The organism is Ancylobacter sp. (genome assembly GCF_965249975.1).
Taxonomy (GTDB): domain Bacteria; phylum Pseudomonadota; class Alphaproteobacteria; order Rhizobiales; family Xanthobacteraceae; genus Ancylobacter.
This window is the reverse complement of sequence record NZ_CBDFNE010000018.1, coordinates 788,712-812,772: the sequence shown is the minus strand read 5'-3', so window position 1 is coordinate 812,772 and position 24,061 is coordinate 788,712. Positions and strand designations below refer to the sequence as shown.

22 protein-coding genes are annotated in these 24,061 nt (G+C 68.2%); 16 read left to right on the top strand and 6 right to left on the bottom strand.

From position 1 onward, the window contains the following. Positions 1-3: 3 nt before the first annotated feature. The 5 genes from ACP2AH_RS16710 to ahcY all read left to right on the top strand — a co-directional run bounded on the left by ACP2AH_RS16710 (position 4) and on the right by ahcY (position 4,894). Positions 4-1,908, top strand: coding sequence for a stimulus-sensing domain-containing protein (locus ACP2AH_RS16710; RefSeq protein ID WP_425106823.1), 1,905 nt, complete (start codon positions 4-6; stop codon positions 1,906-1,908). Between the two features lie 8 nt (positions 1,909-1,916). Next, a complete protein-coding gene (locus ACP2AH_RS16705; RefSeq protein ID WP_425106822.1) occupies positions 1,917-2,393 on the top strand; it encodes an HPr kinase/phosphorylase in 477 nt (158 codons plus the stop codon). A 183-nt stretch (positions 2,394-2,576) separates the two neighbouring features. Next, positions 2,577-2,978 carry a PTS sugar transporter subunit IIA gene (locus ACP2AH_RS16700; protein WP_244379328.1) on the top strand — a complete coding sequence of 134 codons (402 nt, stop codon included), beginning with the start codon at positions 2,577-2,579 and terminating at the stop codon, positions 2,976-2,978. After that, positions 2,975-3,262 (top strand): HPr family phosphocarrier protein, encoded by a 288-nt coding sequence (locus tag ACP2AH_RS16695; protein WP_244379327.1) that lies wholly within the window; start codon positions 2,975-2,977, stop codon positions 3,260-3,262. Before ACP2AH_RS16700 ends, ACP2AH_RS16695 begins: the two co-directional genes overlap by 4 nt. Before the next feature lie 225 nt (positions 3,263-3,487). Then, complete coding sequence (gene ahcY, locus ACP2AH_RS16690) at positions 3,488-4,894, top strand: adenosylhomocysteinase (RefSeq protein ID WP_425106821.1); 1,407 nt, start codon at positions 3,488-3,490, stop codon at positions 4,892-4,894. Between the two features lie 78 nt (positions 4,895-4,972). Here ahcY and ACP2AH_RS16685 read toward each other — a convergent pair whose 3' ends face one another. Further along, on the bottom strand, positions 4,973-5,458 hold the full coding sequence (locus tag ACP2AH_RS16685) for an N-acetyltransferase family protein (RefSeq protein ID WP_425106820.1): 486 nt from the start codon (positions 5,456-5,458) through the stop codon (positions 4,973-4,975). Positions 5,459-5,617: 159 nt separating this feature from the next. On the opposite strand from ACP2AH_RS16685, the gene ACP2AH_RS16680 reads away from it, so the two are divergent. Continuing rightward, entirely contained in the window at positions 5,618-5,929 is a 312-nt protein-coding gene (locus ACP2AH_RS16680; protein ID WP_425106819.1) for a hypothetical protein, read from the top strand. Between the two features lie 42 nt (positions 5,930-5,971). Here the strand turns inward: ACP2AH_RS16680 and ACP2AH_RS16675 are convergent, their stop codons facing one another. After that, on the bottom strand, positions 5,972-6,745 hold the full coding sequence (locus ACP2AH_RS16675; RefSeq protein WP_425106818.1) for a ferredoxin--NADP reductase: 774 nt from the start codon (positions 6,743-6,745) through the stop codon (positions 5,972-5,974). Positions 6,746-6,942: 197 nt separating this feature from the next. Here ACP2AH_RS16675 and ACP2AH_RS16670 point away from each other — a divergent pair, with 197 nt between their 5' ends. After that, positions 6,943-7,368, top strand: a complete 426-nt coding sequence (locus ACP2AH_RS16670) for a VOC family protein (protein WP_421698655.1) — start codon at positions 6,943-6,945, stop codon at positions 7,366-7,368. Positions 7,369-7,399: 31 nt separating this feature from the next. On the opposite strand, the gene ACP2AH_RS16665 is transcribed toward ACP2AH_RS16670, so the two are convergent. After that, on the bottom strand, positions 7,400-8,881 hold the full coding sequence (locus ACP2AH_RS16665) for a diguanylate cyclase domain-containing protein (RefSeq protein ID WP_425106817.1): 1,482 nt from the start codon (positions 8,879-8,881) through the stop codon (positions 7,400-7,402). 243 nt (positions 8,882-9,124) lie between these two features. Here ACP2AH_RS16665 and ACP2AH_RS16660 point away from each other — a divergent pair, with 243 nt between their 5' ends. Then, positions 9,125-10,510: an aldehyde dehydrogenase family protein gene (locus tag ACP2AH_RS16660; protein WP_425106816.1), complete on the top strand. Its 1,386-nt coding sequence runs from the start codon at positions 9,125-9,127 to the stop codon at positions 10,508-10,510. Here the strand turns inward: ACP2AH_RS16660 and ACP2AH_RS16655 are convergent. After that, positions 10,473-11,759 carry an Hsp70 family protein gene (locus tag ACP2AH_RS16655; protein WP_425106815.1) on the bottom strand — a complete coding sequence of 429 codons (1,287 nt, stop codon included), beginning with the start codon at positions 11,757-11,759 and terminating at the stop codon, positions 10,473-10,475. The two genes, ACP2AH_RS16660 and ACP2AH_RS16655, sit on opposite strands and share 38 nt — an antisense overlap. 394 nt (positions 11,760-12,153) lie before the next feature. On the opposite strand from ACP2AH_RS16655, the gene ACP2AH_RS16650 reads away from it, so the two are divergent. Continuing rightward, positions 12,154-12,816: an exopolysaccharide biosynthesis protein gene (locus ACP2AH_RS16650; protein WP_425106814.1), complete on the top strand. Its 663-nt coding sequence runs from the start codon at positions 12,154-12,156 to the stop codon at positions 12,814-12,816. Positions 12,817-12,846: 30 nt separating this feature from the next. Here ACP2AH_RS16650 and ACP2AH_RS16645 read toward each other — a convergent pair whose 3' ends face one another. Further along, on the bottom strand, positions 12,847-13,059 hold the full coding sequence (locus ACP2AH_RS16645; RefSeq protein ID WP_425106813.1) for a hypothetical protein: 213 nt from the start codon (positions 13,057-13,059) through the stop codon (positions 12,847-12,849). A 347-nt stretch (positions 13,060-13,406) separates the two neighbouring features. Here ACP2AH_RS16645 and ACP2AH_RS16640 point away from each other — a divergent pair, with 347 nt between their 5' ends. Next, a complete protein-coding gene (locus ACP2AH_RS16640; protein ID WP_425107060.1) occupies positions 13,407-13,817 on the top strand; it encodes a DUF983 domain-containing protein in 411 nt (136 codons plus the stop codon). On the opposite strand, the gene ACP2AH_RS16635 is transcribed toward ACP2AH_RS16640, so the two are convergent. Further along, complete coding sequence (locus ACP2AH_RS16635) at positions 13,800-14,639, bottom strand: ChbG/HpnK family deacetylase (protein ID WP_425106812.1); 840 nt, start codon at positions 14,637-14,639, stop codon at positions 13,800-13,802. The two genes, ACP2AH_RS16640 and ACP2AH_RS16635, sit on opposite strands and share 18 nt — an antisense overlap. A gap of 199 nt (positions 14,640-14,838) precedes the next feature. Between ACP2AH_RS16635 and ACP2AH_RS16630 the strand changes: the two genes are divergently transcribed. The 6 genes from ACP2AH_RS16630 (at position 14,839) to ACP2AH_RS16605 (ending at position 23,988) form a co-directional block, all read left to right on the top strand. Continuing rightward, positions 14,839-15,876 (top strand): glycosyltransferase family 2 protein, encoded by a 1,038-nt coding sequence (locus ACP2AH_RS16630; RefSeq protein WP_425106811.1) that lies wholly within the window; start codon positions 14,839-14,841, stop codon positions 15,874-15,876. Next, positions 15,873-17,633, top strand: coding sequence for an ArnT family glycosyltransferase (locus tag ACP2AH_RS16625; RefSeq protein WP_425106810.1), 1,761 nt, complete (start codon positions 15,873-15,875; stop codon positions 17,631-17,633). Before ACP2AH_RS16630 ends, ACP2AH_RS16625 begins: the two co-directional genes overlap by 4 nt. Before the next feature lie 40 nt (positions 17,634-17,673). After that, on the top strand, positions 17,674-18,117 hold the full coding sequence (locus ACP2AH_RS16620) for a GtrA family protein (protein WP_425106809.1): 444 nt from the start codon (positions 17,674-17,676) through the stop codon (positions 18,115-18,117). Positions 18,118-18,195: 78 nt separating this feature from the next. Further along, the gene (locus ACP2AH_RS16615) at positions 18,196-19,038 is read left to right on the top strand and encodes an ImuA family protein (RefSeq protein WP_425106808.1); all 843 of its coding nucleotides are present in this window, start codon (positions 18,196-18,198) and stop codon (positions 19,036-19,038) included. Between the two features lie 64 nt (positions 19,039-19,102). Further along, positions 19,103-20,545, top strand: a complete 1,443-nt coding sequence (locus tag ACP2AH_RS16610; RefSeq protein WP_425107059.1) for a Y-family DNA polymerase — start codon at positions 19,103-19,105, stop codon at positions 20,543-20,545. A gap of 8 nt (positions 20,546-20,553) precedes the next feature. Further along, positions 20,554-23,988: an error-prone DNA polymerase gene (locus ACP2AH_RS16605; RefSeq protein WP_425106807.1), complete on the top strand. Its 3,435-nt coding sequence runs from the start codon at positions 20,554-20,556 to the stop codon at positions 23,986-23,988. Positions 23,989-24,061 lie beyond the last annotated feature (73 nt).

The window sequence follows — 24,061 nt, the reverse complement described above, 5'->3', positions numbered from 1 at the left end:
CCCTTGCTCGATCCGGAACTGACCCGGAACGGCGCCGCCCCGGCGGCGGCCGAGGACGGGGACATGGGGGACGCCTCGCGCTCTGCCGAGCGGGCGGGGCTTCTCGGCGCCTTGCGCCGGGCGCGCAACTTCGTCGCCTTCAAGAGCTTTTCCAGCCTCACCCGCCGGATCGTGCTGCTCAACCTCGCCGGCATGTGCGTGCTGGTGTCGGGCATTCTCTACCTCTCCGAGTTCCGTGCCGGGCTCATCGACGCGCGGGTGCAGAGCCTGCTGGTGCAGGGTGAGATCATCGCCAGCGCCATCGCCGCCTCGGCGCAGGTGGAAACCAACGCCATCACCATCGACCCCGACCGGCTGCTGGAGCTGAAGGCGGGCGAGAGCTATGGCCCGGGCGAGGAGGGCTTCGCCCCACTGGAATTCCCGATCAATCCCGAGCGCATCGCCCCGGTGCTGAAGCGCCTGGTCGAGCCCACCGGCACGCGCGCGCGCATCTATGACCGCGACGGCGCCCTGCTGGTGGATTCCCGCTCGCTCTATGCGCGCGGCGAAATCCTGCGCTTCGATATGCCCGCCCCCACCACGCCCAAGCCGAACTGGATGGAGCGCGGCTGGAACAGCATGAAGTTCTGGTTCGAGCGCGGCGACCTGCCGCTCTATCGCGAGTTGGGCCCGAACAATGGCAAGGGCTACCCAGCGGTGATGGAGGCACTGCAGGGCAAGAAGGCGAGCGCGGTGCAGGTGAATGAGCGCGGCCAGGTGATCGTCTCGGTCGCCGTGCCGGTGCAGCGCTTCCGCGCCATTCTCGGCGCGCTGCTGCTCTCCACCCAGGGCGGCGAGATCGACGAGGCGGTGGCGGCCGAGCGACTTGTCATCGTGCGGGTGTTCCTCGTCGCCATGGCGGTCATGGTCGTGCTGTCGCTGCTGCTCGCCAGCACCATTGCCGGCCCGGTGCGCAAGCTCGCCGACGCCGCCGAGCGCGTGCGCCGGCGCACACGCTCGCGGGTGGAGATTCCCGATTTCACCAGCCGCTCCGACGAGATCGGCCATCTCTCCGGCGCGCTGCGCGACATGACGGACGCGCTCTATTCGCGCATCGAGGCGATCGAGAGCTTCGCCGCCGATGTCTCGCATGAACTGAAGAACCCGCTCACCTCGCTGCGTTCGGCGGTGGAGACGCTGCCGCTGGCGAAGTCCGACAATTCGCGCGGCCGGCTGCTGGAAGTGATCCAGCACGATGTGAAGCGGCTCGATCGGCTGATCACCGATATTTCCGACGCCTCGCGCCTTGATGCCGAATTGCAGCGGCAGGAATCCGAGCCGGTGGACCTGGTGCGCCTGCTCAACACCGTCACGGGCGTGCAGAATGACGTGGTGCGCGGCGACGGCGTGCGGGTGAGCCTTGCCTTCGAGCCGCCGCCGGGCACGGGGGCGGCCTATGTCATTTCCGGCCATGATTCGCGGCTGGGCCAGGTGATCAACAATCTGATCGACAATGCCCGCTCCTTCTCCGCCAAGGGCGGGGAGGTGCGCGTGACCTGCCGGCGCCACCGCGACACGGTGGAGATCCTCGTCGACGATGACGGGCCGGGCATTCCGCCGCATGCGCTGAGCCGGATTTTCGAGCGCTTCTATACCGACCGGCCGGAGGAGCAGGGCTTCGGCCAGAATTCCGGCCTCGGCCTGTCGATCTCGCGCCAGATCGTCGAGGCGCATGGCGGCCGCATCTGGGCGGAAAACCGTCCGGCGGAGGCGCGCCCGCCCGAGCCGGCGCCGAAGAAGCCGCGTGCTTCGCGTGCCAAGGCCAAGGCGGTGGTTACGGAGGAGGCGCACGGGACGGACGAGACGGTGCCGCCCGCCCCGAAGCCCTTTGGCGGCGCCCGCTTCATCGTCCGCCTGCCGGCCAATTGAGGCGCGCCATGGCAGCGGCGGACGGCGCGGCGGACGCCCTTCAACCCACGGTGCACGCGTCCTGCGTGCGGGTCGGGGATCGGGGCGTGCTGATCCGGGGAGCGTCGGGGGCGGGCAAGTCGCGCCTCGCCTTCGCGCTCATCCTTGCCGGGCGTGGCGGACTGGTGCCGCCGGTGGAACTGGTGGCGGATGACCGTGTGCTTCTGACGCGACGCGGGAGCACGCTGTTCGCCGCCGCACCGCACGCGCTTGCCGGGCTGATCGAGGTACGCGGGGTCGGGCTGCGGCGTCTGCCATTTGCGGGGGAGGCGAGGGTCGACCTCGTGGTCGATCTCGGCGCCGCCGATGCGGCCCGCCTGCCGGAACCGGTGGCGCGGCGGGTGGTGATCGAGGGGGTGGAAATCGAGCGCCTGCCGCTGTTTGCCGGCGGCGATGGGGTGCAGCAGGTGCTGGCGCTGCTGCTCACCGCGCCGGTACCCGATTAGCACACCGTCAACGGTAATTTTAAGCGGATGCGGGGCCGTGCGGATTTTCCCCAGCGGTACTTGCCATTCATGTGCAGCGCAACGATGATGTGCGCCCCGCAAAGGGGGCGGCGGGCGATCCTATCGGGGTGCCTCCGGCAGTAAGCATTGCAGTCGCGCCGGACCGGCGTGCGGCGGAGCAAGATGATAGGTCTCGTACTCGTAACGCACGGACGCCTTGCCAGCGAATTCCGCGCCGCGCTCGAACATGTGATGGGGAAGCAATCCCAGATCGAAGCGATCACTATCGAGCCGGATGATGACATCGAGCGGCGGCGGCAGGACATTGTCGACGCGGTGGCGACGGTCAACACCGGCGGCGGTGTGGTGATCCTCACCGACATGTTCGGCGGCACGCCCTCCAACCTCGCCATCTCTGTCATGACCTCCCCGGATATCGAGGTGGTCGCGGGCATCAACCTGCCCATGCTGGTCAAGCTTGCCACGGTGCGGGGCGAGGTGCCGATGGAAGAGGCGGTGGTGCAGGCACAGGATGCCGGCCGCAAATACATCAACATCGCCAGCAGGGTGCTCGCGGGCAAATGATGGACACCTCGGTCGTCCTTACCCGCGAATTGCCCATCGTCAACAAGCGCGGCCTGCACGCCCGCGCCTCCGCCAAATTCGTGCAGACCGTGGAGCGCTTCGACGCCGATGTGCGCGTCACGCGTTGCGGCGAGACGGTGGGCGGCACGTCCATCATGGGCCTTATGATGCTGGCCGCCGCGCCCGGCACCACCATCGAGGTCGCTGCCTCCGGCCGGGAAGCCCAGGCCGTGCTGGACGCCCTCACCCGCCTCATCGCCGAGCGGTTCGGCGAGGACGAGTAGGCGGCGGCGGAGCGCTGGCGCCCGCACGTCATCTGGCCGCACATCCCGCAATTGGCTCCGGACTGGAAGCGTCTCGCATGGCGCTGGCCTCGGCGTGCCGGTAAAACCGCCTCGAGCTCCGGGTTGGGCACGCGACATAAAGACATCTTTATGTCGTTATTGCTGTGTCAGGCTGTAGCTGCTAAACCGCGTGCCGAACCCGTCACACCCGTCAGGAAGACTTTCATGGCCATCGCCACCGACTACATCGTTAGGGACATCGGCCTCGCTGATTTCGGCCGCAAGGAAATCGACCTCGCCGAAACCGAAATGCCCGGCCTCATGGCCATCCGCGCCGAATATGGCCCGGCGCAGCCGCTCAAGGGCGCGCGCATCGCCGGCTCGCTGCACATGACCATCCAGACGGCGGTGCTGATCGAGACGCTGAAGGCGCTCGGCGCGGATGTGCGCTGGGTCTCCTGCAACATCTTCTCCACCCAGGACCACGCCGCCGCCGCCATCGCCGCCGGCGGCACGCCGGTCTTCGCCTTCAAGGGCGAGACGCTGACCGAGTACTGGGACTTCACCGCCAAGCTGTTCGACTGGCACGGCGGCGGCGTTCCGAACCTGATTCTCGACGATGGCGGCGACGCCACCATGCTGGTGCATTACGGCCTGCGCGCCGAGCAGGGCGACACGGCCTTCCTCGACCAGCCGGGTTCGGAAGAGGAAGAGATCTTCTTCGCCCTGATCAAGAAGCTGCTGGCGGAGAAGCCGAAGGGCTGGTTCGCCGAAGTCGCGGCCTCGATCAAGGGCGTGTCGGAAGAAACCACCACGGGCGTTCACCGCCTGTACAAGCTGGCCGAGCAGGGCAAGCTGCTGTTCCCGGCGATCAACGTCAATGACAGCGTCACCAAGTCGAAGTTCGACAATCTCTATGGCTGCCGTGAATCGCTGGTTGACGCCATCCGCCGCGGCACCGATGTGATGCTGGCCGGCAAGGTCGCCTTCGTCGCCGGCTTCGGCGATGTCGGCAAGGGCTCGGCCGCCTCGCTGCGCCAGGCCGGCGCGCGCGTCATCGTCTCGGAAGTTGATCCGATCTGCGCCCTGCAGGCGTCGATGGAGGGCTATGAGGTGGCGACCATCGAGGACGCCTTCTCCCGCGCCGATATCTATGTCACCGCGACGGGCAACAAGGACATCATCACCGTCGACCATATGCGGCAGATGAAGGACCGGGCCATCGTCTGCAATATCGGCCATTTCGACAATGAGATTCAGGTCGCCGGCCTGAAGAACTTCAAGTGGACGAACATCAAGCCGCAGGTGGACGAGATCGAGTTCCCCGCCGGCAACCGCATCATCCTGCTCTCGGAAGGCCGGCTGGTGAATCTCGGCAATGCGATGGGCCATCCCTCCTTCGTGATGTCGTCGTCCTTCTCCAACCAGACGCTGGCGCAGATCGAACTCTGGGCGAATGTCGGGAAGTACGACAAGAAGGTCTACACCCTGCCGAAGGTGCTCGACGAGAAGGTGGCGGCGCTGCATCTGGAAAAGCTGGGCGCGAAGCTGACCAAGCTGCGCCCCGAGCAGGCCGACTATATCGGCGTGCCGGTGGAAGGCCCCTTCAAGCCGGACCATTACCGCTACTGATCACCTGCCTCCCGTCATCCCGGATCGGCCTTGCGGCCGTCCGGGATGACGGCGTGGGTCCGCGGCATTGGTCGCGCGTCACAGCTCCTTCTGCACGAAGACGAGATCCAGCCGCCGGCCGAACTTGGTGCCGATGCCGGGCATGCGGCCGGTCTCGACGAAGCCGAGCCGGGCGTGCAGGGCGAGGGACGCCTCGTTTCCGCCGGTGATGCCGCCGATCATCACCTTCTTGCCGAGCGCACGCGCCGGGGCGAACAGCGCTTCCACCAGCGCCCGCCCGAGCCCGCGCCCGCGCGCGGCCTCGGCGACATAGACCGAGTGCTCGACGCTGATGCGGAAGCCTTCGAAAGGGCGGAAATCGCCGAAGCTGGCATAGCCCAGCACCTCGTCGCTCTCCACCGCGACGATGACGGGATAGCCGCGCCCCTGCCGGTCGCGCAGCCAGGCGCGGCGCGCGGCAAGATCGGCGGGCGTGTCGTTCCAGATGGCGGTCGAGTTCAGCACGGCATGATTATAGATGGCGAGGATGCCGGAGAGGTCGTCTTCCACTGCGTCGCGTAGCATCATGTTCCCCGTTGCGCCGGTCCGGGCCGGCGAACGTCATTGAAGGGCGATCGCGCTTCCGTGTCATCGAAATTACACGGACGGCGCTGGCATGCCGCGCGCCGGCTCCCCATATCGCCGAGATGCGGGGAGACCGCGCCAGGAGGAAAGACCTAAAGGATGAGCTCGACCGACCCGTTCGATCGCGTGCGTTTCACCGTCCGAAAAGTGAGCTGGTGGCAGGTGGCGCTCGTCGTCGCCGTCGCGCTGGCGCTCGGCACGGCTCTGGCCCTTGTGGCGGCCAGCGTGTTCCTCGTGGTCTTTCCCATCATCGTCATCGCCGGCCTCGCCTACCGCCTGTTCGGCGGGCGTCGGCGCGCGACGGGCACGTCCGGCCCCGAGATCATCGAGGCGGAATACCGCGTGCTGTCGCCGGAAGAGGCGGCGCGCGCCGACCGTGACCGCTGGGACGCGGACCGTCGGGTGCGCTGAGGCGCGGCGGCCGGTGCGGCCGCCGGCCCTTGTTTCAGGCCCTTACTTCTCGACGAAGGCCTTCTCGATCACGAAGTCGCCCGGCTCCGTGGTCGAGCCTTCCTCGAAGCCCTTCTCCTTCAGGATCACGCGCATGTCGTCGAGCAGCTGCGGGCTGCCGCACAGCATCACGCGGTCGTCTTCCTTGTCGAGCGGGGGCAGGTCGAGATCGGTGAACAGCTTGCCCGAGGTGATGAGATCGGTGATGCGGCCCTGGTTGCGATAGGGCTCGCGCGTCACCGTGGGGTAATAGACCAGCTTCTCGCGCACCAGCTCGCCGAAAAACTCATTGTCCGGCAGCTCGTTCTCGATGAAATCCTGATAGGCGAGCTCACCCACCGTGCGCACGCCGTGCACAAGGATCACCTTTTCATAGGCCTCATAGGTCTCCGGGTCCTTGATGAGGCTCATGAAAGGGGCGAGGCCGGTGCCGGTGGAGAGCAGATAAAGCCGGCGGCCGGGCACGAGATAGTCCACCAGCAGCGTGCCGGTCGGCTTGCGCCCCACGATCACCTCGTCGCCGACCTTCAGATGCTGCAGGCGCGAGGTCAGCGGGCCATTCGCGACCTTGATGGAGAAGAACTCCAGCGTTTCCTCGTAATTCGCGCTGGCGATGGAATAGGCGCGCAGGAGCGGCTTGCCCTCGACCTGAAGGCCGATCATCACGAACTGGCCGTTCTTGAACCGCAGCGCCGGGTCGCGCGTTGTGGTGAAGGTGAACAGATTGTCGGTCCAGTGGTGGACCGACAGCACGCGCTCGGTGTGGAGATTGCTCATTTACAATCCATACAAGTGAAAACTTCCGAACAAACTGGAAGCTGATGTAATTCTCGGCCCCGGTTTACTGCGCATTCGCGCCGGTGTCGACCCTCTCGCGCACGAGGAAACGGCAATGACGGCTTGCGCGAAACGGGCCTAGGGACAACCATCGCCCGCCGGCCGGGCGGTGCCATGCGTAGGATCAAGGAGACCCCATGTTCAGCCACATCATTCTTGGCGCCCGCGATCTCGACCGGCTGACCGCGTTTTATGACGCCGTGCTGCTGCCGCTCGGTCTGGTGCGGGTGGACGAGCCCTCCGATGGTGGCCCGGCCGGCTCCATGTGGGTGATGCCGGGGCGGCGCTGGCCGCAATTCTTTGTCCAGTTGCCGTTCAACGGACTTCCCGCCAGCTGGGGCAACGGCACCCAGGTCAGCTTCGCCGCCCCCTCGCCGGCGGCGGTGGATGCCGCGTGGCGCGCGCTGGTCGACCATGGCGGGATCGACGAAGGCGCGCCGGGCCTGCGGCCGAATTACGCGCCCGATTATTACGGCGCCTATGGCCGCGACCCCGAGGGCAACAAGCTGTGCTTCGTCCATCTCGCCGAACTGGAAGACCTGACCGTGCGCGGCGGCGCCTGAGCCATGTCTGGCCGCACGCGCCGCAGCGGCGTCAGAGGCCGAGATCGGAAGGCTGCCGATCGGCCTCGCGGGCGGCTTCGGCCCGGCGCACCACGGCTTCCAGCCTTTCGCCGGGCGCGCTGGTGGCGAGGCCGAGCGACAGGCTGAGCGTGGTGGCGGAATAGAACTGGTTGTTCAGCACGGCCAGCTCGCGGATGTTCTCCATCACCGCATTACCCACTTCCGTATCGGTGCCCGGCAGCAGCACGGCGAATTCATTGCCGGCAATGCGGGCGGCGCAATGCTGCGGGTCCACCGCCTTGGCGATGATCTCGCCGGCGCGGCGCAGCAGCATGTCGCCGGCCGCCTGGCCGAGCTGCTCGTTCACCCGTCGCAGGCCGTTGAGGTGAATGGAGATGAGCGTGACCGGGAACGGCCCCCGCCGCTCCAGCCGGTTCAGCTCATCGACATAGAAGCTGCGGTTATAGAGCTTGGTCAGCACATCGTGCTTGCCGAGATATTCGAGATAGGCCTCGGCCTTCTTGCGGGCGGTGATGTCGGTCAGCGCCACCTGCACCAGCGACCAATCGTCCTCGTGCCCCGGCAGCACCGAGAACTGCAGATGCACATGCAGCGTCTCGCCGGAGAGCGTGTAGTTTACCACCTCGCGGGTGTGGAACAGCCGGCCGTTCCAGAGCTCGATCAGCTGTTCGCGGAAATGCCGGTGCGTGTCGTCGCGGAAAATCTCGGCGGTGTTTTCGACAAGCTCAGCGGTGCTGGAGGCGCCGAACATGTCCAGCGTGTGCCGGTTCACCTCGATCACGCGGATCTCGCTGAGGCAGCGCTCGACGAATTCCGGGTGCACATCGGTGAACACTCGGAAATCCTCGATGCCGCGTGCGCGCAGGTCGTCCATCAGCTGCTTGATGGTGGAGAAATCCTCCACCCACAGCGACACCGGCGAGTGCTGGAACAGGCCGGTGGCGTAGCGTTCGGCATTGGCGGCCTGGCGGCGGGCGGTCTCGCGCGCCGTCACATCCTCGGCCGAGAGCAGAATGCGCCCCAAGCTTTCCTCATAGCCGGGAAGCACCGTGCCCTTGAGCTGGATATCGAGGCGCTGGCCGCCCAGCGTGTAGTTCACCGCCTGGCTGGAGAAGCTGGTGTGTCCGTCCCAGAGCTGGGAAAGCTCCTCGATATGGGTGACGAGCATGTCGTCGCGAAACACCTTGTCGAGATTGGCGACGAGATGCGACAGGCTGCTGGCCTCGAACAGGCTCAGCGTGCGCTGGTTGACCTTGAGCACCTCGATGCGCGCCGAGCATTCCGCGACCCGTTCGGGATGGCCCCGCAGATGTTCGCGCAGCGAGGTCACCCCCTCCGCCCGCCAGCGGTCGAACAGCGCACGCACCGCGCTGAAATCCTCCAGCCACAGCGAGATGGGGGCCAGTTCGAACATGGATTCATGCTCGCTCGGCTCCGCCCGCGCGGCGATGCGGGGCCCCAGCGGCGATACGCTCGACTTGTTCGGCTTCATCGCGGCATACCGACCATGGTCACGAGGAGAGGTTGAGGCGGTCATCTGTACCCTGACCCATTCCCATCACGGCGCGACGGTAGCATAGGGCCGCTCACTATGAATTAGGCCGGATTAAGTGAGATTCGTCGCGCCTGCAACCCGTGATCAGCTCCCGCAGTGCCGGGGCTGTACGCGGCAATGGTATCTTATATCTTCCCCTCCCGCGCGGGGACCCCTCCGTGAAACCGGTGCAGGTGTGGTATGAGCGATATTGTCTGTATTTCGCCGATCGACGGCTCGGAACTGGCGCGCCGCCCGGCGGCCTCGGAGGCGGCGATCGCGCGGGCGGTGGCCGACGCGCGTGTGGCCCAGCGGGAGTGGCGGCAGGTTCCTATCGCGGAGCGCGCTACCCATGTGCTGCGCTTCCTCGATGCCATGCTGGCGATGAGCCAGGAAATCGTGCCCGAACTCGCCCAGCAGATGGGCCGGCCGGTGCGCTATGGCGGCGAGTTCGGCGGCTTCGAGGAGCGGGTGCGCTATGTCGTCGACATGGCGGAGGAGGCGCTGGCCCCGGTCATTCCGCACGACGCCCGCCCCGGCTTCACCCGCTACATCAAGCGCGACCCGCTCGGCCTCGTCCTCGTCGTTGCGCCGTGGAACTACCCCTATCTCACCGCGGTGAACACCATCGCCCCGGCGCTGATCGCCGGCAATGCGGTGCTGCTCAAGCATGCCGCGCAGACCATTCTCGTCGGGGAGCGGTTTCAGGCGGCGATGGACCGCGCCGGCCTTCCGGCGGGGCTGTTCGCCAATCTCGTGCTGACTCACGACCAAACCTCGCGGCTGATCGGTTCGGGCGCGGTCGACTTCGTCAATTTCACCGGCTCGGTGGAAGGCGGGCGCGCCATCGAGCGGGCGGCGGCGGGTACGTTCACCCCGCTGGGGCTGGAACTTGGCGGCAAGGACCCCGCCTATGTGCGCGCCGACGCCGATCTCGACTTCGCCGTGGGCAATCTGGTCGACGGCGCCTTCTACAATTCCGGCCAGTGCTGCTGCGGCATCGAGCGCATCTATGTGCATGAGAGCCTCTATGACCGTTTCGTCGACGGCTTCGTTGACCTGACCTCGCGCTATGTGCTGGGCAACCCGCTGGACGAGGCGACGACGCTGGGCCCGATGGCGCAGAAGCGCTTCGCCGACCTCATTCGCGGCCAGATCCGCGAGGCGGTGGACAAGGGTGCGACGGCCCATATCGACGCCGCCGGCTTCCCGGCGGACAAGGAGGGCACGCCCTATCTCGCCCCGCAGGTGCTCACCGGCGTCGACCACACCATGTCGGTCATGCGCGAGGAGAGCTTCGGCCCGGTGGTCGGCATCATGAAGGTGCGCGGCGACGAAGAGGCGCTGGCGCTGATGAATGACAGCATTTACGGGCTCACCGCCTCGGTCTGGACAAAGGACCTGGCCGCCGCCGAGCGGCTGGGCGGCGAGATCGAGACCGGCACCGTGTTCATGAACCGCTGCGACTATCTCGACCCCGGCCTCGCCTGGACCGGGGTGAAGGACACCGGGCGCGGGGCCTCGCTCTCGCGCATCGGCTTCGAGATGCTCACGCGGCCGAAATCGTTCCATCTGCGCCACGGCTGAGCGAGCCGTAGCGTCGGGCGGCCTCGATGGCGAGGCCGGTGCCGACCGAGCCGAACGTGTCACCTTCCACCACCCGCGCCTGCGGCACGGCGGCCCGGATGGCGGCACGCACATGGGCAAGCCGCGTCGAGCCGCCGGTGAGGAACAGCGCATCGATGTCGCCCGCGCCCAGCCCCGCCTGTTCGAGGCAGAGGCCGACGCGTCGGGCGATGCGCTCGGCGAGGCCCTGCGTGTGGGCGACAAGTTCCGCCGGCGTCAGCCCGACGGAAAGGCCCGCTTCCAGCCAGCCGAGATCGACCCGCGCCTCCGCTTCCTCGGCCAGCGCGATCTTGGCGGCTTCCGCCTCCATGGCGAGCGTATGGCCGCGCTGCTCCTCGATCACCCGGATCAGCCGCTCCACCCGATGCGGCTCGGCCGCTTCGCGCCGCACCTCGTTGAGCTCGCGCAGGGTCTTCTGTGTGTAGAGCCGGTTGATGCTCGACCAGGTCGCCAGCTCGTGAAAATAGCCGCTCGGCACGTCGCGGCCGGGGCGCTTCATCGGGCTGCGGAAGCCGAGCAGCGGCATCAGCGTGCCGAGGCTGAGCGTACGGTCGAAATCAGTGCCACCGATGCGCACGCCGTCATTGGCGAGAATGTCGCCGCTGCGGTCCGCCCGCGCCCGGCGGGCGGGGCCGAGCCGGACGATGGAGAAATCCGAGGTGCCGCCACCAATGTCGGCGATCAGCGCGATTTCTTCCGCGCGCGTCTGCTGTTCATAGTCGAGCGCGGCGGCGATGGGCTCGAACTGGGTCGACACGTCAGCAAAGCCGATCTCCGCCGCGATGGCGCGCAGCGTGTCTTCTGCCTTGGCATTGGCGGCCGCGTCCTCATCGACGAAGAACACCGGCCGGCCGAGCACGACGCGGCTGAGCGCCATGCCGGCATCCGCTTCGGCCCGCGCCTTCACCGCCCGGAGATAATCGGCGATCACGTCGCGGAAGCCGATGGCGCGCTTGCCGATCTGGGTCTTTTCCTCGATCAGCGCGCTGCCCAGCACCGCCTTGAGCGAGCGCATCAGCCGCCCGTCCTCGCCCCCGACATAGCAGGCCATGGCCGCGCGGCCGATGGTGAGGTGGCCCTGCCGGTCATAGAACACGGCGCTCGGCACGGTGGTCTTGTCCGCCTCCAGCGCCGCCAGCACCGGGGCGCCGTCGCGCCAGAAGGCGAGAGTGGTGTTGGACGTGCCGAAGTCGAGGCCGCAAAAACTCATTGGAAGGCTCCCGCCGGAAGGGGCGCCTTCCTAAAGGCTTCGCTGACGCTGTTCAACTGACATGATGTTGACGCCGCCGGCTGGAGAGGCCACTTCTGGACGATAATTCGTGGGGGAAACGCCGTGACGCTGCATAATTGGACGATGAAGCACTCGATCGCCGTGGTCGTGATCACCCTGGTGGCCGTCGGCGCCTTCCTGTTCAGCTGGACCTGACAGGTCGGCCGGGCCCGGTCCGCCGGTCGCTTCTCCGCGCTGTTCTGGCTAACGTCACATTCCGTCCCTATGTGAAGGCAAGGTCCCGCTGCGGGCCTGATCCGGAGTGCCGGTTCGCCTCGTCCGGCGGAAGGCACGCTCCCCGGTCTCATGGTTCCCGGGAGGAGTGTCGCCCGCCGTGCTGTCCCCGCCGCCCACCGACGAAAGTGCCGATGCCCGGCCGCGCGCCGAGCCGGATGCGACGCTTCGCCTCTCCGAGGTGCTGAGCGCCATTGCCGCCGATGAGACGCGCGAGCGCATCGCCGTGGGTGACCTGCTGAAGGTGATGCGGGAAAGGGCCTTCGGGCCGCTGATGCTGATCTTCGCCCTGCCGAATGTGCTGCCGACCCCGCCCGGCACGTCCTCGGTGCTCGGGGCGCCGCTGGTGTTCCTGACCGCTCAGCTCGCCCTCGGCTGGTCGCCCTGGCTGCCGCCGCTCATCGCCCGGCGTTCCATTGCCCGGAAGGACTTCGCCGCGTTTGTCAGCAAGGCGACGCCCTGGCTCGCCCGCGCGGAGAAGCTGCTGCGCCCGCGCCTCGGCGGGCTGGCGCACCCGCCGGCCGAGAACATCGTCGGGGTGATGTGCTTCGTGCTGGCGCTGATCCTGGTGCTGCCGATCCCGCTCGGCAACATGCTGCCGGCGCTGGCCATCAGCGTGCTGGCGCTCGGCATATTGGAGCGCGACGGGGTGTGGATCCTCGCCGGCATGGCGATCGCCGTGGCGTCGCTCGGCGTCGTCTCCGGCGTTGTCTGGGCCTTCATCAAGGCCGGCCTGTACCTACTGCACCAGCTGATCGGCTGAAGCGGCGGCACGCTCGCGGGCGCTGCCGCGTCAGCCCTGGGCGCGGGCGTTTTCCAGCGCGCGGGTCAGCATGTCGAGGCATTCATGCGCCTGTTCCTGGCCGCTCACGTCGCCGCGCAGGCGAAGCGCGATGTCACGCAGGTCGCGGATGGCGACATCGACGGCGGTGATGAGGTCGATGTCGAAATCGCTTTCGCTCTCAGGGGCGACGACGCGGACGGGGAACGGAACAACGTTACTCATGCGACTTCAGGACTCGGGTTTGGGCGAATCGCCTTGGCGTTTATCCCCGGAAACATGCCCGGAATTGGTTAATGACCCGCTCCCATTACCGGCTCGGCGTCGACGGCGTCGGGGCGGTGCGGAGAGTGTCAAAATGCAGTCAATATACATACAATGTGAGATTGTATTGACATTGAATGCGGACTGATTATTTCTTGACTGCAACGTCGCGTGCGTATGGTGCGCTGGCGTGCAGGAGTGCCGCCATGTCGGTCCGTTCTTCTACCGTCCGTTCTTCCGCTGCCGGTTCATCGAGTGCCCGCCCCTCGACCGTGGCGCTGCAGTCCGTCCGCCTGCCCTCCGTGCCGGTGGCCGACCGCCATTACCCCAAGCTTTCGCCCTTTGAATGCGGCATGCGGGGCTGCTGCCCACGCTGCGGACAGGGCCGGCTGTTCGACGGCTTCCTCAAGCTGGCGCCGCGCTGCGAATCCTGCGGGCTCGATTATTCCTTCGCCGATCCCGCCGACGGGCCGGCCTTCTTCGTCATCTGCTTCGTCTGCGTGCCGGCGGTGATCTTCGGCCTCTGGCTGGAGGTGGCGTTCCAGGCGCCCTATTGGGTGCATCTGGTCACCACCCTGCCGGTGCTGCTGCTCACCTGCATTCCGCCGCTGCGCCCGCTCAAGGGCTGGCTGGTGGCGAGCCAATATTACTACAAGGCCGAGGAGGGACGCCTCGTCACCGGCGACACCCCGGAGGCCGGCTCAGCCACGCGCGACTGAAGCCGGCGCCGGCGCGGTCTCGTGGAAGCGGGCCGGCCGGACACCGGCGCCCGCCAGATCTTCCTCGCAGGCTTCGGAGCGGAAATAGGCGAGTTCGCGCTCGCGCGGTTCCAGCAGCGGGTCGAGCCGGCGCAGTTCATCGTCGACAATGCCGGGATGGCAATGCACCAGCACCCGCGTGCCCGGCCCGCTGAGGCTCGCACGGAATACGGCGCGATAGGGCGGATCGGCGGTGAAGCCGTAGAGACCGCGAAAACTGTCATTGGTGTCAATGCCGGCCTTGGCCGCCTGCGGTGCGCTGCCGGCTGCGAGCGTGCCGACGATAAGCGCCTTGCGCAGCCCGAGCTTGCGCTGGCGCGCCCATGCGGCGGGTTCCGTGCAGTTGCGCAGCCAAGGCAGGCGTGCGCCGTAGCGCGCCGTCAGCTCGGCGATGAGGATGGCGCGGATGCCTGGCAGAGCGTGGGCATGCTGGTGGCCGTCGATGAAATCCGGCGGCGCGCCCCATTCATCCTCGAACGCGTCGAGCTGGGCGCGCAACTCGTCCCGCAACGCGGCGCGCGGCAAGGCGCCGGCGAGCGCACGCAGCACCAGCGGACCTATCTCCGGCAGGCGGCCATCCCGGGCGAGGCCCCGTGCCGGTGAGAGCGCGCGCTGGCCGGTGAGGGTAAAGTGCAAGCCGATATCGGCGGGGTGGCGCGCCACCAGTGCCTTTAGCCCGGCCGCCCGCCGCTTCCAGCCGGGCATCCCGGTCATGGCTCCGGTGGCCGAGAGCCGGCCACGTTCGATAAGCTCCTCGATCGCGGCGCTGACGCCGTCGCTCAAGCCGTAATCATCGGCACAGATGACAATTGGTTTCAGAATTTTGCCCCTGTCTCGGCCGACAAACAAAGTTCACAATCGGCGCCTACTTCAGTGCAAGCTTCGCGAAAGCGGGCGCGTGTTTACTATAGGGAAGAATGTCTTACCTGACGTAAACATCGCCGCTGGCGGGTCCGCAATCAAGTAAAATCAGCTTGAAAACATGATGACAGCTTCTCCTAGGTGGCCGGGCCTGATCTCGATCGTGGTGCCTGTGTATAATGAGGCGCGGTGCCTGGCGGCGCTGCATGCGCGCCTGTGCGCGGTGCTCGATGCCTATCCCGGCCTGCAGCGGGAGTTCGTCTTCGTCGACGACGGCAGCCGCGACGGCAGCTTCGAGCTGCTGGCGGCGCTGGGCGCGCAGGACCCCGCCATCAAGGCGCTGCGCTTCGCCCGGAACTTCGGCAAAGAGTCGGCGATGGCCGCCGGGTTGCGGGCGGCGGTGGGCGACATTGTGGTGCTGATGGATTCCGACCTGCAGCACCCGCCGGAGGTCATCCCCGAGATGATCGAACGCTGGCGCGGTGGCGCCCAGATGGTGACGGCGGTGCGCCGCTCGCGCCGCACCGATCCCTTGGGGCGCCGGCTGTTCTCGCGCGGCTTCTATCATTTCTTCCACGCGCTGTGTGAGGTCGAGATTCCCGAGGGAGCGGGCGATTTCCGCCTGTTCGACCGCCGGGTGGTCGACGCCATCAACGCCCTGCCCGAGCGCAACCGCTTCATGAAGGGCATCACCAGCTGGGTGGGCTTCCGCCAGGAAGAGGTCGAGTTCGAGGTCGCCGAGCGCGCCGGCGGGGTGAGCTCGTTCAACACGCTGCGCCTGCTGCGCTATGCTGTCGACGGCCTCTCCTCCTTCTCCATGGTGCCGCTGCGGGTCTGGTCGCTCGCGGGCGTCATCCTCGCCGGGCTGTCGGGACTTTACGGGCTGTATCTGCTGGGTGAGGCGCTGGTCTTCGGCGTGCGCACCCCCGGCTTCCCCACCATCATGGTCAGCATGCTCTTCGTCTCTGGCGTGCAGCTCATCAGCCTCGGCGTCATCGGCGAATATGTCGGGCGTATCTTCACCGAGGTGAAGCGTCGTCCGCTCTATCTCATCGCCGACGAGATCGGCTTCGCCCCACCCGCGGCGCTGCCGGCCGCGTCGCTGCATGCCGAAGTCCGGACCGCGCCGGCGCTGGTTCCCGAGGGCTTCGCCTCGTGACCTTCTTCTCCTCGTCCGATCTCCGCGTCGCCCCGTCCACCGGACTGGGCTCCCTCCCGCTGGCCCGCCTTGCTACGCTCGCTGTCTTCGCGGCGGTGGCGGCCTTCATCGTCCTGACCTTCCGCGATTACGGCATCAGCAATGACGAGCCGGTGCAGCATACCTATGGCCAGCTGCTGCTGGCCTGGTATGCGAGCGGCTTCACCGATGACCGGGCGTTCCACTACATCAACCTCTATCTCTATGGCGGGCTGTTCGATCTGATCGCGGCCGGCCTTGAGCCCTATGTGCCGCTGCCGCTCTATGAGTGGCGCCATCTGCTGTCGGCCGGCTTCGGCTTTGTCGGCCTCATCGGCACATGGCGGCTGGCGACACGCCTTGGCGGCGAGGGGGCCGGGGTGGTGGCGGTGCTGCTGCTTGCCGTCACCGGCATGTATGGCGGGGCGATGTTCACCCACACCAAGGACGTGCCCTTCGCTGCCGCCATGGTGTGGAGCCTGTATTTCATCACCGCCTTCGCGGGTGAGATGCCGGCCGTGCCGCGCTGGCGCACCATGCTCGGCCTCGGCGTGGCGATCGGCTGCGCGCTGGGGCTGCGGGTTGGCGGGGTGTTCGCGGTTCTCTATCTCGCCGTGACCCTCGGCGCGGCGCTGCTGCTGCTGCGGGATGCACGCCTGTTCGTGCGGCTGCTGCCGCGCCTTATGGTCGCGGGCCTTGTCGCGCTCGCCATCATGGCGGTGACCTGGCCCTGGTCGCTGCTGCCGCCGACCAATCTCTTCAAGGCGTTGGGCGCGTTCAGCCATTTCAGCTTCGATCTGAAGACGCTGATCAATGGTCGGCTGCTGCCGATCGATCATCTGCCGGCGACCTATATGCCGGAATATCTCGTCATCAAGCTGCCGGAGGTGACGCTGTTCGGCCTGCTCGCCGGGCTTGGGCTGGCCCTCTGGGGGCTGGTGGAGCGCCTGCGCGCCGCCCGTACCGGCGCAGGTCTGGCCGGCGCAGGTGTGTCGGCCGAGCGCCTGCTTCTCGCTGTGCCGCTGGCGCTGGCGATCCTGGTGCCGGTGGCCGTCGCCGTACTGACCGATCCGCCGCTCTACAACGGCATCCGGCATTTCCTCTTCGTGCTGCCGCCGGTAACGGTGCTGGCCTCGCTCGGACTGGTCGGCGCCTTCCACGCGCTGAGCCGGCAGGCGCGGCTGGCCGGGGCGACGTTCGCCCTGGCGGCGCTGGGGCTGTTCCTGTTCAACGCGTCGGTGCTGTGGCGCCTGCACCCTTACGAATATGTCGCCTATAACCAGCTCGTCGGCGGCACGCCGGGGGCGTGGGGACGTTTCGAGGGCGATTACTGGTCGTCGAGCCTGCGTGAGGCGGCGCTGGCGCTGCGCCACGGCATGGAGCGCGAGAAACCGCCGGCGCATCCCTATAAGGTTTCGGTCTGCGCCGAGGACGTGCAGGCGCTGACCTATCTCGGTCCGCGTTTCGAAGCGGTGGAGGACTGGGAGGACGCCGATTTCATCCTCACCGCCCGCCATGTTGGCTGCGATGCGGCGCCGGGCCTGCCCTACGCAACGGTGAGGCGTATGGGCCTCGCTTTCGCCTCGGTGCGGGACCAGCGCCTGCGCCACACCCCGGTGGAGGTGCCGCAGCAGGACGAGGACGGGCCGGACCTCGACGCCCCCGATGTCGATGCGCCTGTCGTCTCGCAGAATGGCGCGCAGGGGGCGGGGCCGCAGGTTGCCAAGGCCAAGCCGTGAACAAATCCAGCATGAGGCATCGTTCCACACGGAGCCCGGCATGAGCGAGGTGGCCATGGGCCGGAAGGCCGCGCTTCTCGCGCGGCTGCGCCATCTGCTGCTGTTCGCCGCGCTCGGCGGCGTCGGTACGCTGGCGCAATATGCCGTGCTCATTTCTCTGGTGCAGAGCGGCCTGGCCGGGCCAGTGGCCGGTTCCTGCGCCGGCTTCGTTGTCGGTGGACTGGTGAACTACCAGCTCGGTCGGCGGCTGGTGTTTCGCTCATCCAAGCCGCATGGCGAGGCCATGGCGAAGTTCTTCACCGTCGCCGGGATCGGTCTGGCACTGAACGCGCTGTTGATGACGCTGCTCACCGGTCCTCTTTCCGCGCCCTATCTGCCGGCGCAAATCCTTGTCACCGGGCTTCTGGTGCTCTGGCACTATGCCGGCAATGCCTTGTGGACATTCCGGGCGGCGCACACGGCGCAGCCTCCGACGCAGCGGTGAGTCTTTTCAAGACGGCTTGACTCTCGGCGCGGATGGAGTCGTTTTAGAAGGAACAAAACATGAACACATGAGCGCCCCATGGACCCGATCCGCGATGTGGCGGCGCTGCGGCAGATGCTCGCCGGGCTGGAGGCGGAGCGTCTGCCCGGCGTCGAACAGTTCTTCTCCCTTGGCGCCGCCGGGCCGGAGGAGGGCGGCGTGCGCCTCGCCCGTGGCGCCCTGCACGAGGTGCAGGCACTGGCCAGCGCCGACATGCCGGCCGCCACCGGCTTCGCGCTGGCGCTGGCGCTGCGGGCGCTGCGCCGCGACGGCGCGGGGGAGGGGCGGCCGTTGCTTTGGGTACGCCAGGACATGGCGGACACCGAATTCGGCCGGCTCGACGCGCCCGGCCTTGCCGCGCTCGGACTTGACCCGGCCCGCCTCATCCTGGTGCGGGCGCGCGACGGCGCGGAGGCGCTGCGCGCGGCCGGGGATGCGGTGCGCTGTGCCGGGCTTGGCGGGCTGCTGATCGAAATCTGGGGCACGCCCAAGGTGCTGGATCTCACCGCGACGCGCCGCCTCGGGCTGCGGGCGGCGTCTTCCGGGGTGACGAGCTTTCTGCTGCATCGGGCGGCGCAGGTCATGCCGACGGCAGTAGCGACGCGCTGGCAGGTGGCGCCGGCGGCCTCCTTTCCGCTGGAGGGCGACGCGCCGGGCGCCCCGGCCTTCCACGCCACCTTGCTGCGCCATCGCGGTGGCGAGGGCGGCCGGCCGGTGGAGGGCGGCGACTGGAAACTGGAGTGGGACCATGAGGCCTGTACCTTCCGCGACCTCGACCCGCTATCTCGCGCTATGGTTCCCGTTCCTACCGGCCGACCGGATCGAGCGGCTGCGCCGGAAACGCGGCGGGGCGAGGTTGTCGCGCTGCGCCGCGCCGGCTGATGCCGGGCGAACCGGTGCTCCGGCAGACCCTCTGGCTCCTGCGCCGCTGGTCTTCGTCGAGAAGGTGCACAACGCGCTGCGCCTCGCCGCGCTCGACCGTGCCGCGCGCCGCGCCGGGCTCGCGCCCGGGCTGACATTGGCGGATGCGCGCGCGCGTGTGCCGGATCTCGCCGTGCTCGACCACGACCCCGCCGCCGATGCCGCTTTTCTAGAAGAGGTGGCGGATGATTGCGACCGCTGGACGCCGCTGGTGGCGCTCGACACGCCCGACGGCGTGCCGGATGGGCTGATGCTCGACATCACCGGCTGCGCGCATCTGTTCGGCGGCGAGGCGGCGCTACGCGCGCGGCTTCTCACCCATCTCCAACGCCATGGTCTCGGGGCGCTCGCCGTCATCGCCGGCACGCCGGATGCCGCGCGGGCACTCGCCCGTTCCGGCAAGGGCGGGGTGGTGCCGCCGGGCGGGGAGGCGCAGGCGGTGGCCGGCCTGCCCGTCGCCCGTCTGGGGATCGGTGCGGAGATCGTCACCGGGCTGTCCCGTGCCGGGCTCAAGACCATTGGCGACCTTGCCGCCCGCCCTGGCACGCCGCTCGCCGCCCGCTTCGGCATGGACCTGCTCACCCGTCTGGCGCGCACACTCGGGCGCGAGGATGTGCGGCTGGTGCCGCGCCGCCCGCTGCCGGAATGCATTGCCGAGCGGCGCTTCGCCGAGCCCATCGCCCGCACCGCCGATATCGAGGCAACGCTCGCTTTGCTGGTGGACGACCTCGCTTTGATGCTGGAGGCGCGCGGCATGGGCGGGCGGGCCTTCGAGGCCGGCTTCTTCCGCACGGATGGTGCCGTGCGGCGGCTGCGGATCGAGACCGCGCGACCGCTGCGCGACGGGGCGGCGCTCGCGCGGCTGTGGCGCGAGCGGATCGAGGCGCTGGCCGACCCGCTCGACCCCGGCTTCGGCTTCGATCTCGTGCGGCTCGGCGTGCTGCGGGCCGAACCGCTCAACCCGGCGCAGGTGAGCCTCGACGGCCGCGCGGTGGAGGAAGAGGAGGTCACCGCGCTGATCGACCGGCTTAGCGTGCGGCTGGGCCGCGAGCGGGTGCTGCGCTTCCTTCAGCGCGACACCCATGACCCCGACCGTGCCAGCACGCTGGTGCCGGCGGGCGGCTCGCCCGCGCCATCGCCTGCGCCGACCTTGCCGGAGTTGCCGGCACGCCCGCTCACTTTGTTCGACCCGCCCCAGCCGGTGGAGGCGCTGGCCGAGGTGCCGGACGGACCCCCCTTGCGCTTCCGCTGGCGACGGGTGGTGCATGAGGTTGCCCGCGCCGAGGGGCCGGAGCGGCTCGCCCCGGAATGGTGGCGCCAGCCGGCGGCTGCGCCGACACGCGACTATTACCGGGTGGAAAACCGCGAGGGCCGGCGTTTCTGGCTGTTCCGCGCCGGGCTTTACGGCCGCGAGGCGGCGGGGCCTACCGGCCAGCCGCGCTGGTTCTTGCACGGCCTGTTTCCGTGAGGCGGGGCATGAGCGCGCCGTTTTATGCCGAACTCGTCGCCGCCTCGAACTTCTCCTTCCTGCGCGGCGCCTCAGCCGCTGGCGATCTGGTGGCGCAGGCGCTGCTGCTCGGCCATGCCGGGCTCGGCCTCGCCGACCGCAACACCGTCGCCGGCGTGGTGCGGGCGCATGCGGCGGTGAAGGAATGCGCCGAGCGCTACGCTGCCTTCTGGACCGCGCGGCGAAACGGGCACCCGCCCCCCGCGCCAGCAGGGGTGGAGGAAGACGATCTCCTCACCCGCGTGTTGCGCCACCGGGCGGAGGCGGCGGCCGATGCCGGGCGCGCGGCGGCGCTGCCCTTCACCCTCGCCGTGGGCGCGCGGCTGGTCTTTGCCGACGGCACGCCCGATATCGTCGCCCATGCGCGCTCGCGCGCCGGCTGGGCGAGGCTGTGCCGGCTGCTCACCCAAGGCAATCTGCGGATGGGCAAGGGGGAGTGCCGGCTGTTCCTCGAGGACCTGCTGGCCGATGCCGGCGGACTCTCGCTCATTGTGATGCCACCGGATGATATGCCGACTAACAAACTGGCGGACCTCACGCCCGTTCTGGCCCGGCTGAGGCAAGCGGCGCCCGGCGCGCTGTGGCTCGGCGCCACCATGCGCCGGCGGGGCGACGACCGGCGCCGGCTGGCGGGGCTCAAAGCGCTGGCGGCCAAGGCGGGCGCGCCGCTCCTCGCCACCAATGACGTGCTCTACCATCATCCCGATGAGCGCGATTTGCAGGACGTGCTCACCTGCATCCGCGCAGGCGTCACCGTCGAGACCGCCGGTCGGCTTCTGGAGGCCAATGCGGAGCGTCATCTGAAAGGTCCGGGCGAGATGGCACGGCTGTTCCGCGCGGCGCCGGAGGCGGTGGAGGAAATTGCCGCCTATCTCGCCTGCCTCGATTTCTCCCTCGGGGAGCTGAAATATGAATATCCCGCCGAACCCGTCCCGCCCGGCTACACGCCTCAGCAGCGGCTGGAGGAACTGACCTTCCAGCGCGCCGCCATCCGTTATCCCGACGGCGTGCCGAAAAAGGTGGAGGACCAGCTTAAGACCGAGCTGAATCTGATCGGCGAGCTCGGTTACGCGCCCTATTTCCTCACCATTCGCGACATCGTCGATTTCGCGGAGAGGCGGGGCATTCTCTGCCAGGGGCGCGGTTCGGCGGCCAATTCCGCCGTGTGCTACGTGCTCGGCATCACCGCTGTCGACCCCGCCACCAGCAACCTGCTGTTCTCCCGCTTCATCGCCCGCGAGCGCAACGAGCCGCCCGATATCGATGTCGATTTCGAGCATGAGCGGCGCGAGGAGGTGATGCAGTACATCTATGCGCGCTATGGGCGGGAGCGGGCCGGCATCGTCGCCACCGTCATCTCCTACCGCCCGAAGAGCGCGATCCGCGATGTCGGCAAGGCGCTCGGCCTCACCGAGGACATCACCGCCCGCCTCGCCGGCACGGTGTGGGGCAGCTGGGGCAAGGAGATCGACGAGCGTCAGGCGCGCGAGGCGGGGCTCGACCCCGGCAACCCGATGGTGGCGCGGGCCATCGGCCTCGCCACGCGCCTGCTCGGCTTTCCCCGCCACCTCTCCCAGCATGTCGGCGGCTTCGTGCTGACCCAGCACCGGCTCGACGAGACGGTGCCGATCGGCAATGCCGCCATGAAGGACCGCACCTTCATCGAATGGGACAAGGACGATATCGACACGCTCGGCCTGCTCAAAGTCGACGTGCTGGCGCTCGGCATGCTCACCTGCATCCGCAAGTCGCTCGATCTGCTGCGCGCGCATGAGGAAATCGACTGGGGTCTCGCCGAGGTGCCGCGCGAGCAGCCGGATGTCTATGACATGCTGGGCAAGGGCGATTCCATCGGCGTGTTCCAGGTGGAAAGCCGGGCGCAGATCAACATGCTGCCGCGCCTCAAGCCGCGCCGGCTTTACGATCTCGTCATCCAGGTGGCCATCGTCCGTCCCGGCCCGATTCAGGGCGATATGGTGCACCCCTATCTGCGTCGGCGCGACGGGCTGGAAACGGTGGACTATCCCTCGCCGGCTCCGCCGAACCCGCCGGGCGAACTGCGCGAGGTGCTGGAGCGAACACTCGGCGTGCCGCTGTTCCAGGAACAGGCGATGCACCTCGCCATGGTGGCGGCGAAATTCACCGATGCAGAAGCGAACCGGCTGCGCCGTGCCATGGCCACTTTCCGCCATAACGGCACCATCGGCACCTTCCAGAAGCTGCTGGTCGAGCGCATGAGCGCGCGCGGCTACGACCCCGCCTTCGCCGCCCGCTGCTTCGAGCAGATCAAGGGTTTTGGCGAGTATGGCTTTCCGGAAAGCCACGCCGCTTCCTTCGCCAAGCTGGTCTACATCTCCGCCTTCCTCAAATGCCGCTATCCCGCGATCTTCGCCTGCGCGCTGCTCAATTCCCAGCCCATGGGCTTCTATGCCCCGGCGCAGATCGTGCGTGATGCGCAAGAGCACGGGGTGGAGATCCGTGGCCCGGACGTGAATTTCAGCTTCCACGACAATACGCTGGAGCGTGACGCGCCCGGCGTACCGTTGGCGCTGCGGCTCGGCCTGCGCCAGCTCGACGGCTTCAAGGAGGAATGGAGCGAGCAACTGGTTGAGGCGCGGGCGCGCGGCTTCCTGCACGATGTCGAGACGCTCGCCCACCGCTCCCGCCTGCCGGCGGCGGCGCTCGCCAAGCTGGCGGACGCCGATGCCTGCCGCTCCATGGGGCTCGATCGGCGCGAGGCCGCCTGGGCCATGCGCCGCCTGCCGGACGATGCGCCATTGCCCTTGTTCGCCGCGGTCGAGGCGCGCGAACTCGGCAGCGATACGGAGGCGCATCTGCCGCTGATGCCGCTGCCCGAGCAGATCGCGGTGGATTACCAGACCACGCGTCTGTCGTTGAAGGGTCATCCCATGGGCATGCTGCGTGCGGTGTTCGCCGCTGAGGGCGTGGCCTCCAGCGCCGAGGTTGCGGCGGCGCGGGACGGGGTGCGGCTGCGCGCGGCCGGAATCGTGCTGGTGCGCCAGCGACCGGGCAAGGGCAACGCCATCTTCATGACGCTGGAGGACGAGACCGGCATCGTCAACGTGCTGCTGTGGACCCGCCAGTTCGAGCGCTACCGGGCGGAGGTGATGGGCGCCCGGCTCGTCGTGGTGGAGGGACGGGTGCAGAAGAGCAAGGAAGGGGTCGTGCATGTGATGGGCGAGCGGGTGTTCGACCGCACGGCCGAACTCGCCCGCCTGTTCGACGATGTGCGTGCCATGCCCTCGCCGCAGGCCGACCCCGGCGAGGATGTGCGGGGGCAGGGAAAACCCTCGCCGCCGGGGCATCTGCTCGCCGGACGCCGTTCCGGGCAGGGCCATCCGCGCCAGGTGCGGGTGCTGCCGAAATCGCGGGATTTCCATTGAAGGCACCGGCAACCCGGCCTGTCGCGTGCGGCCGGTTCGGTGCTAGACGGGGAGCGGCATAACGAGGAGACAC

Excerpts from the sequence above, each read along its gene's own strand:
- ACP2AH_RS16645 (WP_425106813.1), bottom strand. The coding sequence starts at position 13,059 with ATGAGTAACGTTGTTCCGTTCCCCGTCCGCGTCGTCGCCCCTGAGAGC.
- ACP2AH_RS16705 (WP_425106822.1), top strand. The coding sequence starts at position 1,917 with ATGGCAGCGGCGGACGGCGCGGCGGACGCCCTTCAACCCACGGTGCAC.
- ACP2AH_RS16675 (WP_425106818.1), bottom strand. The coding sequence starts at position 6,745 with ATGAGCAATCTCCACACCGAGCGCGTGCTGTCGGTCCACCACTGGACC.
- ACP2AH_RS16605 (WP_425106807.1), top strand. The coding sequence starts at position 20,554 with ATGAGCGCGCCGTTTTATGCCGAACTCGTCGCCGCCTCGAACTTCTCC.
- ACP2AH_RS16620 (WP_425106809.1), top strand. The coding sequence starts at position 17,674 with ATGAGCGAGGTGGCCATGGGCCGGAAGGCCGCGCTTCTCGCGCGGCTG.
- ACP2AH_RS16630 (WP_425106811.1), top strand. The coding sequence starts at position 14,839 with ATGATGACAGCTTCTCCTAGGTGGCCGGGCCTGATCTCGATCGTGGTG.
- ACP2AH_RS16670 (WP_421698655.1), top strand. The coding sequence starts at position 6,943 with ATGTTCAGCCACATCATTCTTGGCGCCCGCGATCTCGACCGGCTGACC.
- ACP2AH_RS16700 (WP_244379328.1), top strand. The coding sequence starts at position 2,577 with ATGATAGGTCTCGTACTCGTAACGCACGGACGCCTTGCCAGCGAATTC.
- ACP2AH_RS16680 (WP_425106819.1), top strand. The coding sequence starts at position 5,618 with ATGAGCTCGACCGACCCGTTCGATCGCGTGCGTTTCACCGTCCGAAAA.
- ACP2AH_RS16665 (WP_425106817.1), bottom strand. The coding sequence starts at position 8,881 with ATGAAGCCGAACAAGTCGAGCGTATCGCCGCTGGGGCCCCGCATCGCC.
- ahcY (WP_425106821.1), top strand. The coding sequence starts at position 3,488 with ATGGCCATCGCCACCGACTACATCGTTAGGGACATCGGCCTCGCTGAT.
- ACP2AH_RS16615 (WP_425106808.1), top strand. The coding sequence starts at position 18,196 with ATGGACCCGATCCGCGATGTGGCGGCGCTGCGGCAGATGCTCGCCGGG.
- ACP2AH_RS16655 (WP_425106815.1), bottom strand. The coding sequence starts at position 11,759 with ATGAGTTTTTGCGGCCTCGACTTCGGCACGTCCAACACCACTCTCGCC.
- ACP2AH_RS16695 (WP_244379327.1), top strand. The coding sequence starts at position 2,975 with ATGATGGACACCTCGGTCGTCCTTACCCGCGAATTGCCCATCGTCAAC.
- ACP2AH_RS16660 (WP_425106816.1), top strand. The coding sequence starts at position 9,125 with ATGAGCGATATTGTCTGTATTTCGCCGATCGACGGCTCGGAACTGGCG.
- ACP2AH_RS16685 (WP_425106820.1), bottom strand. The coding sequence starts at position 5,458 with ATGCTACGCGACGCAGTGGAAGACGACCTCTCCGGCATCCTCGCCATC.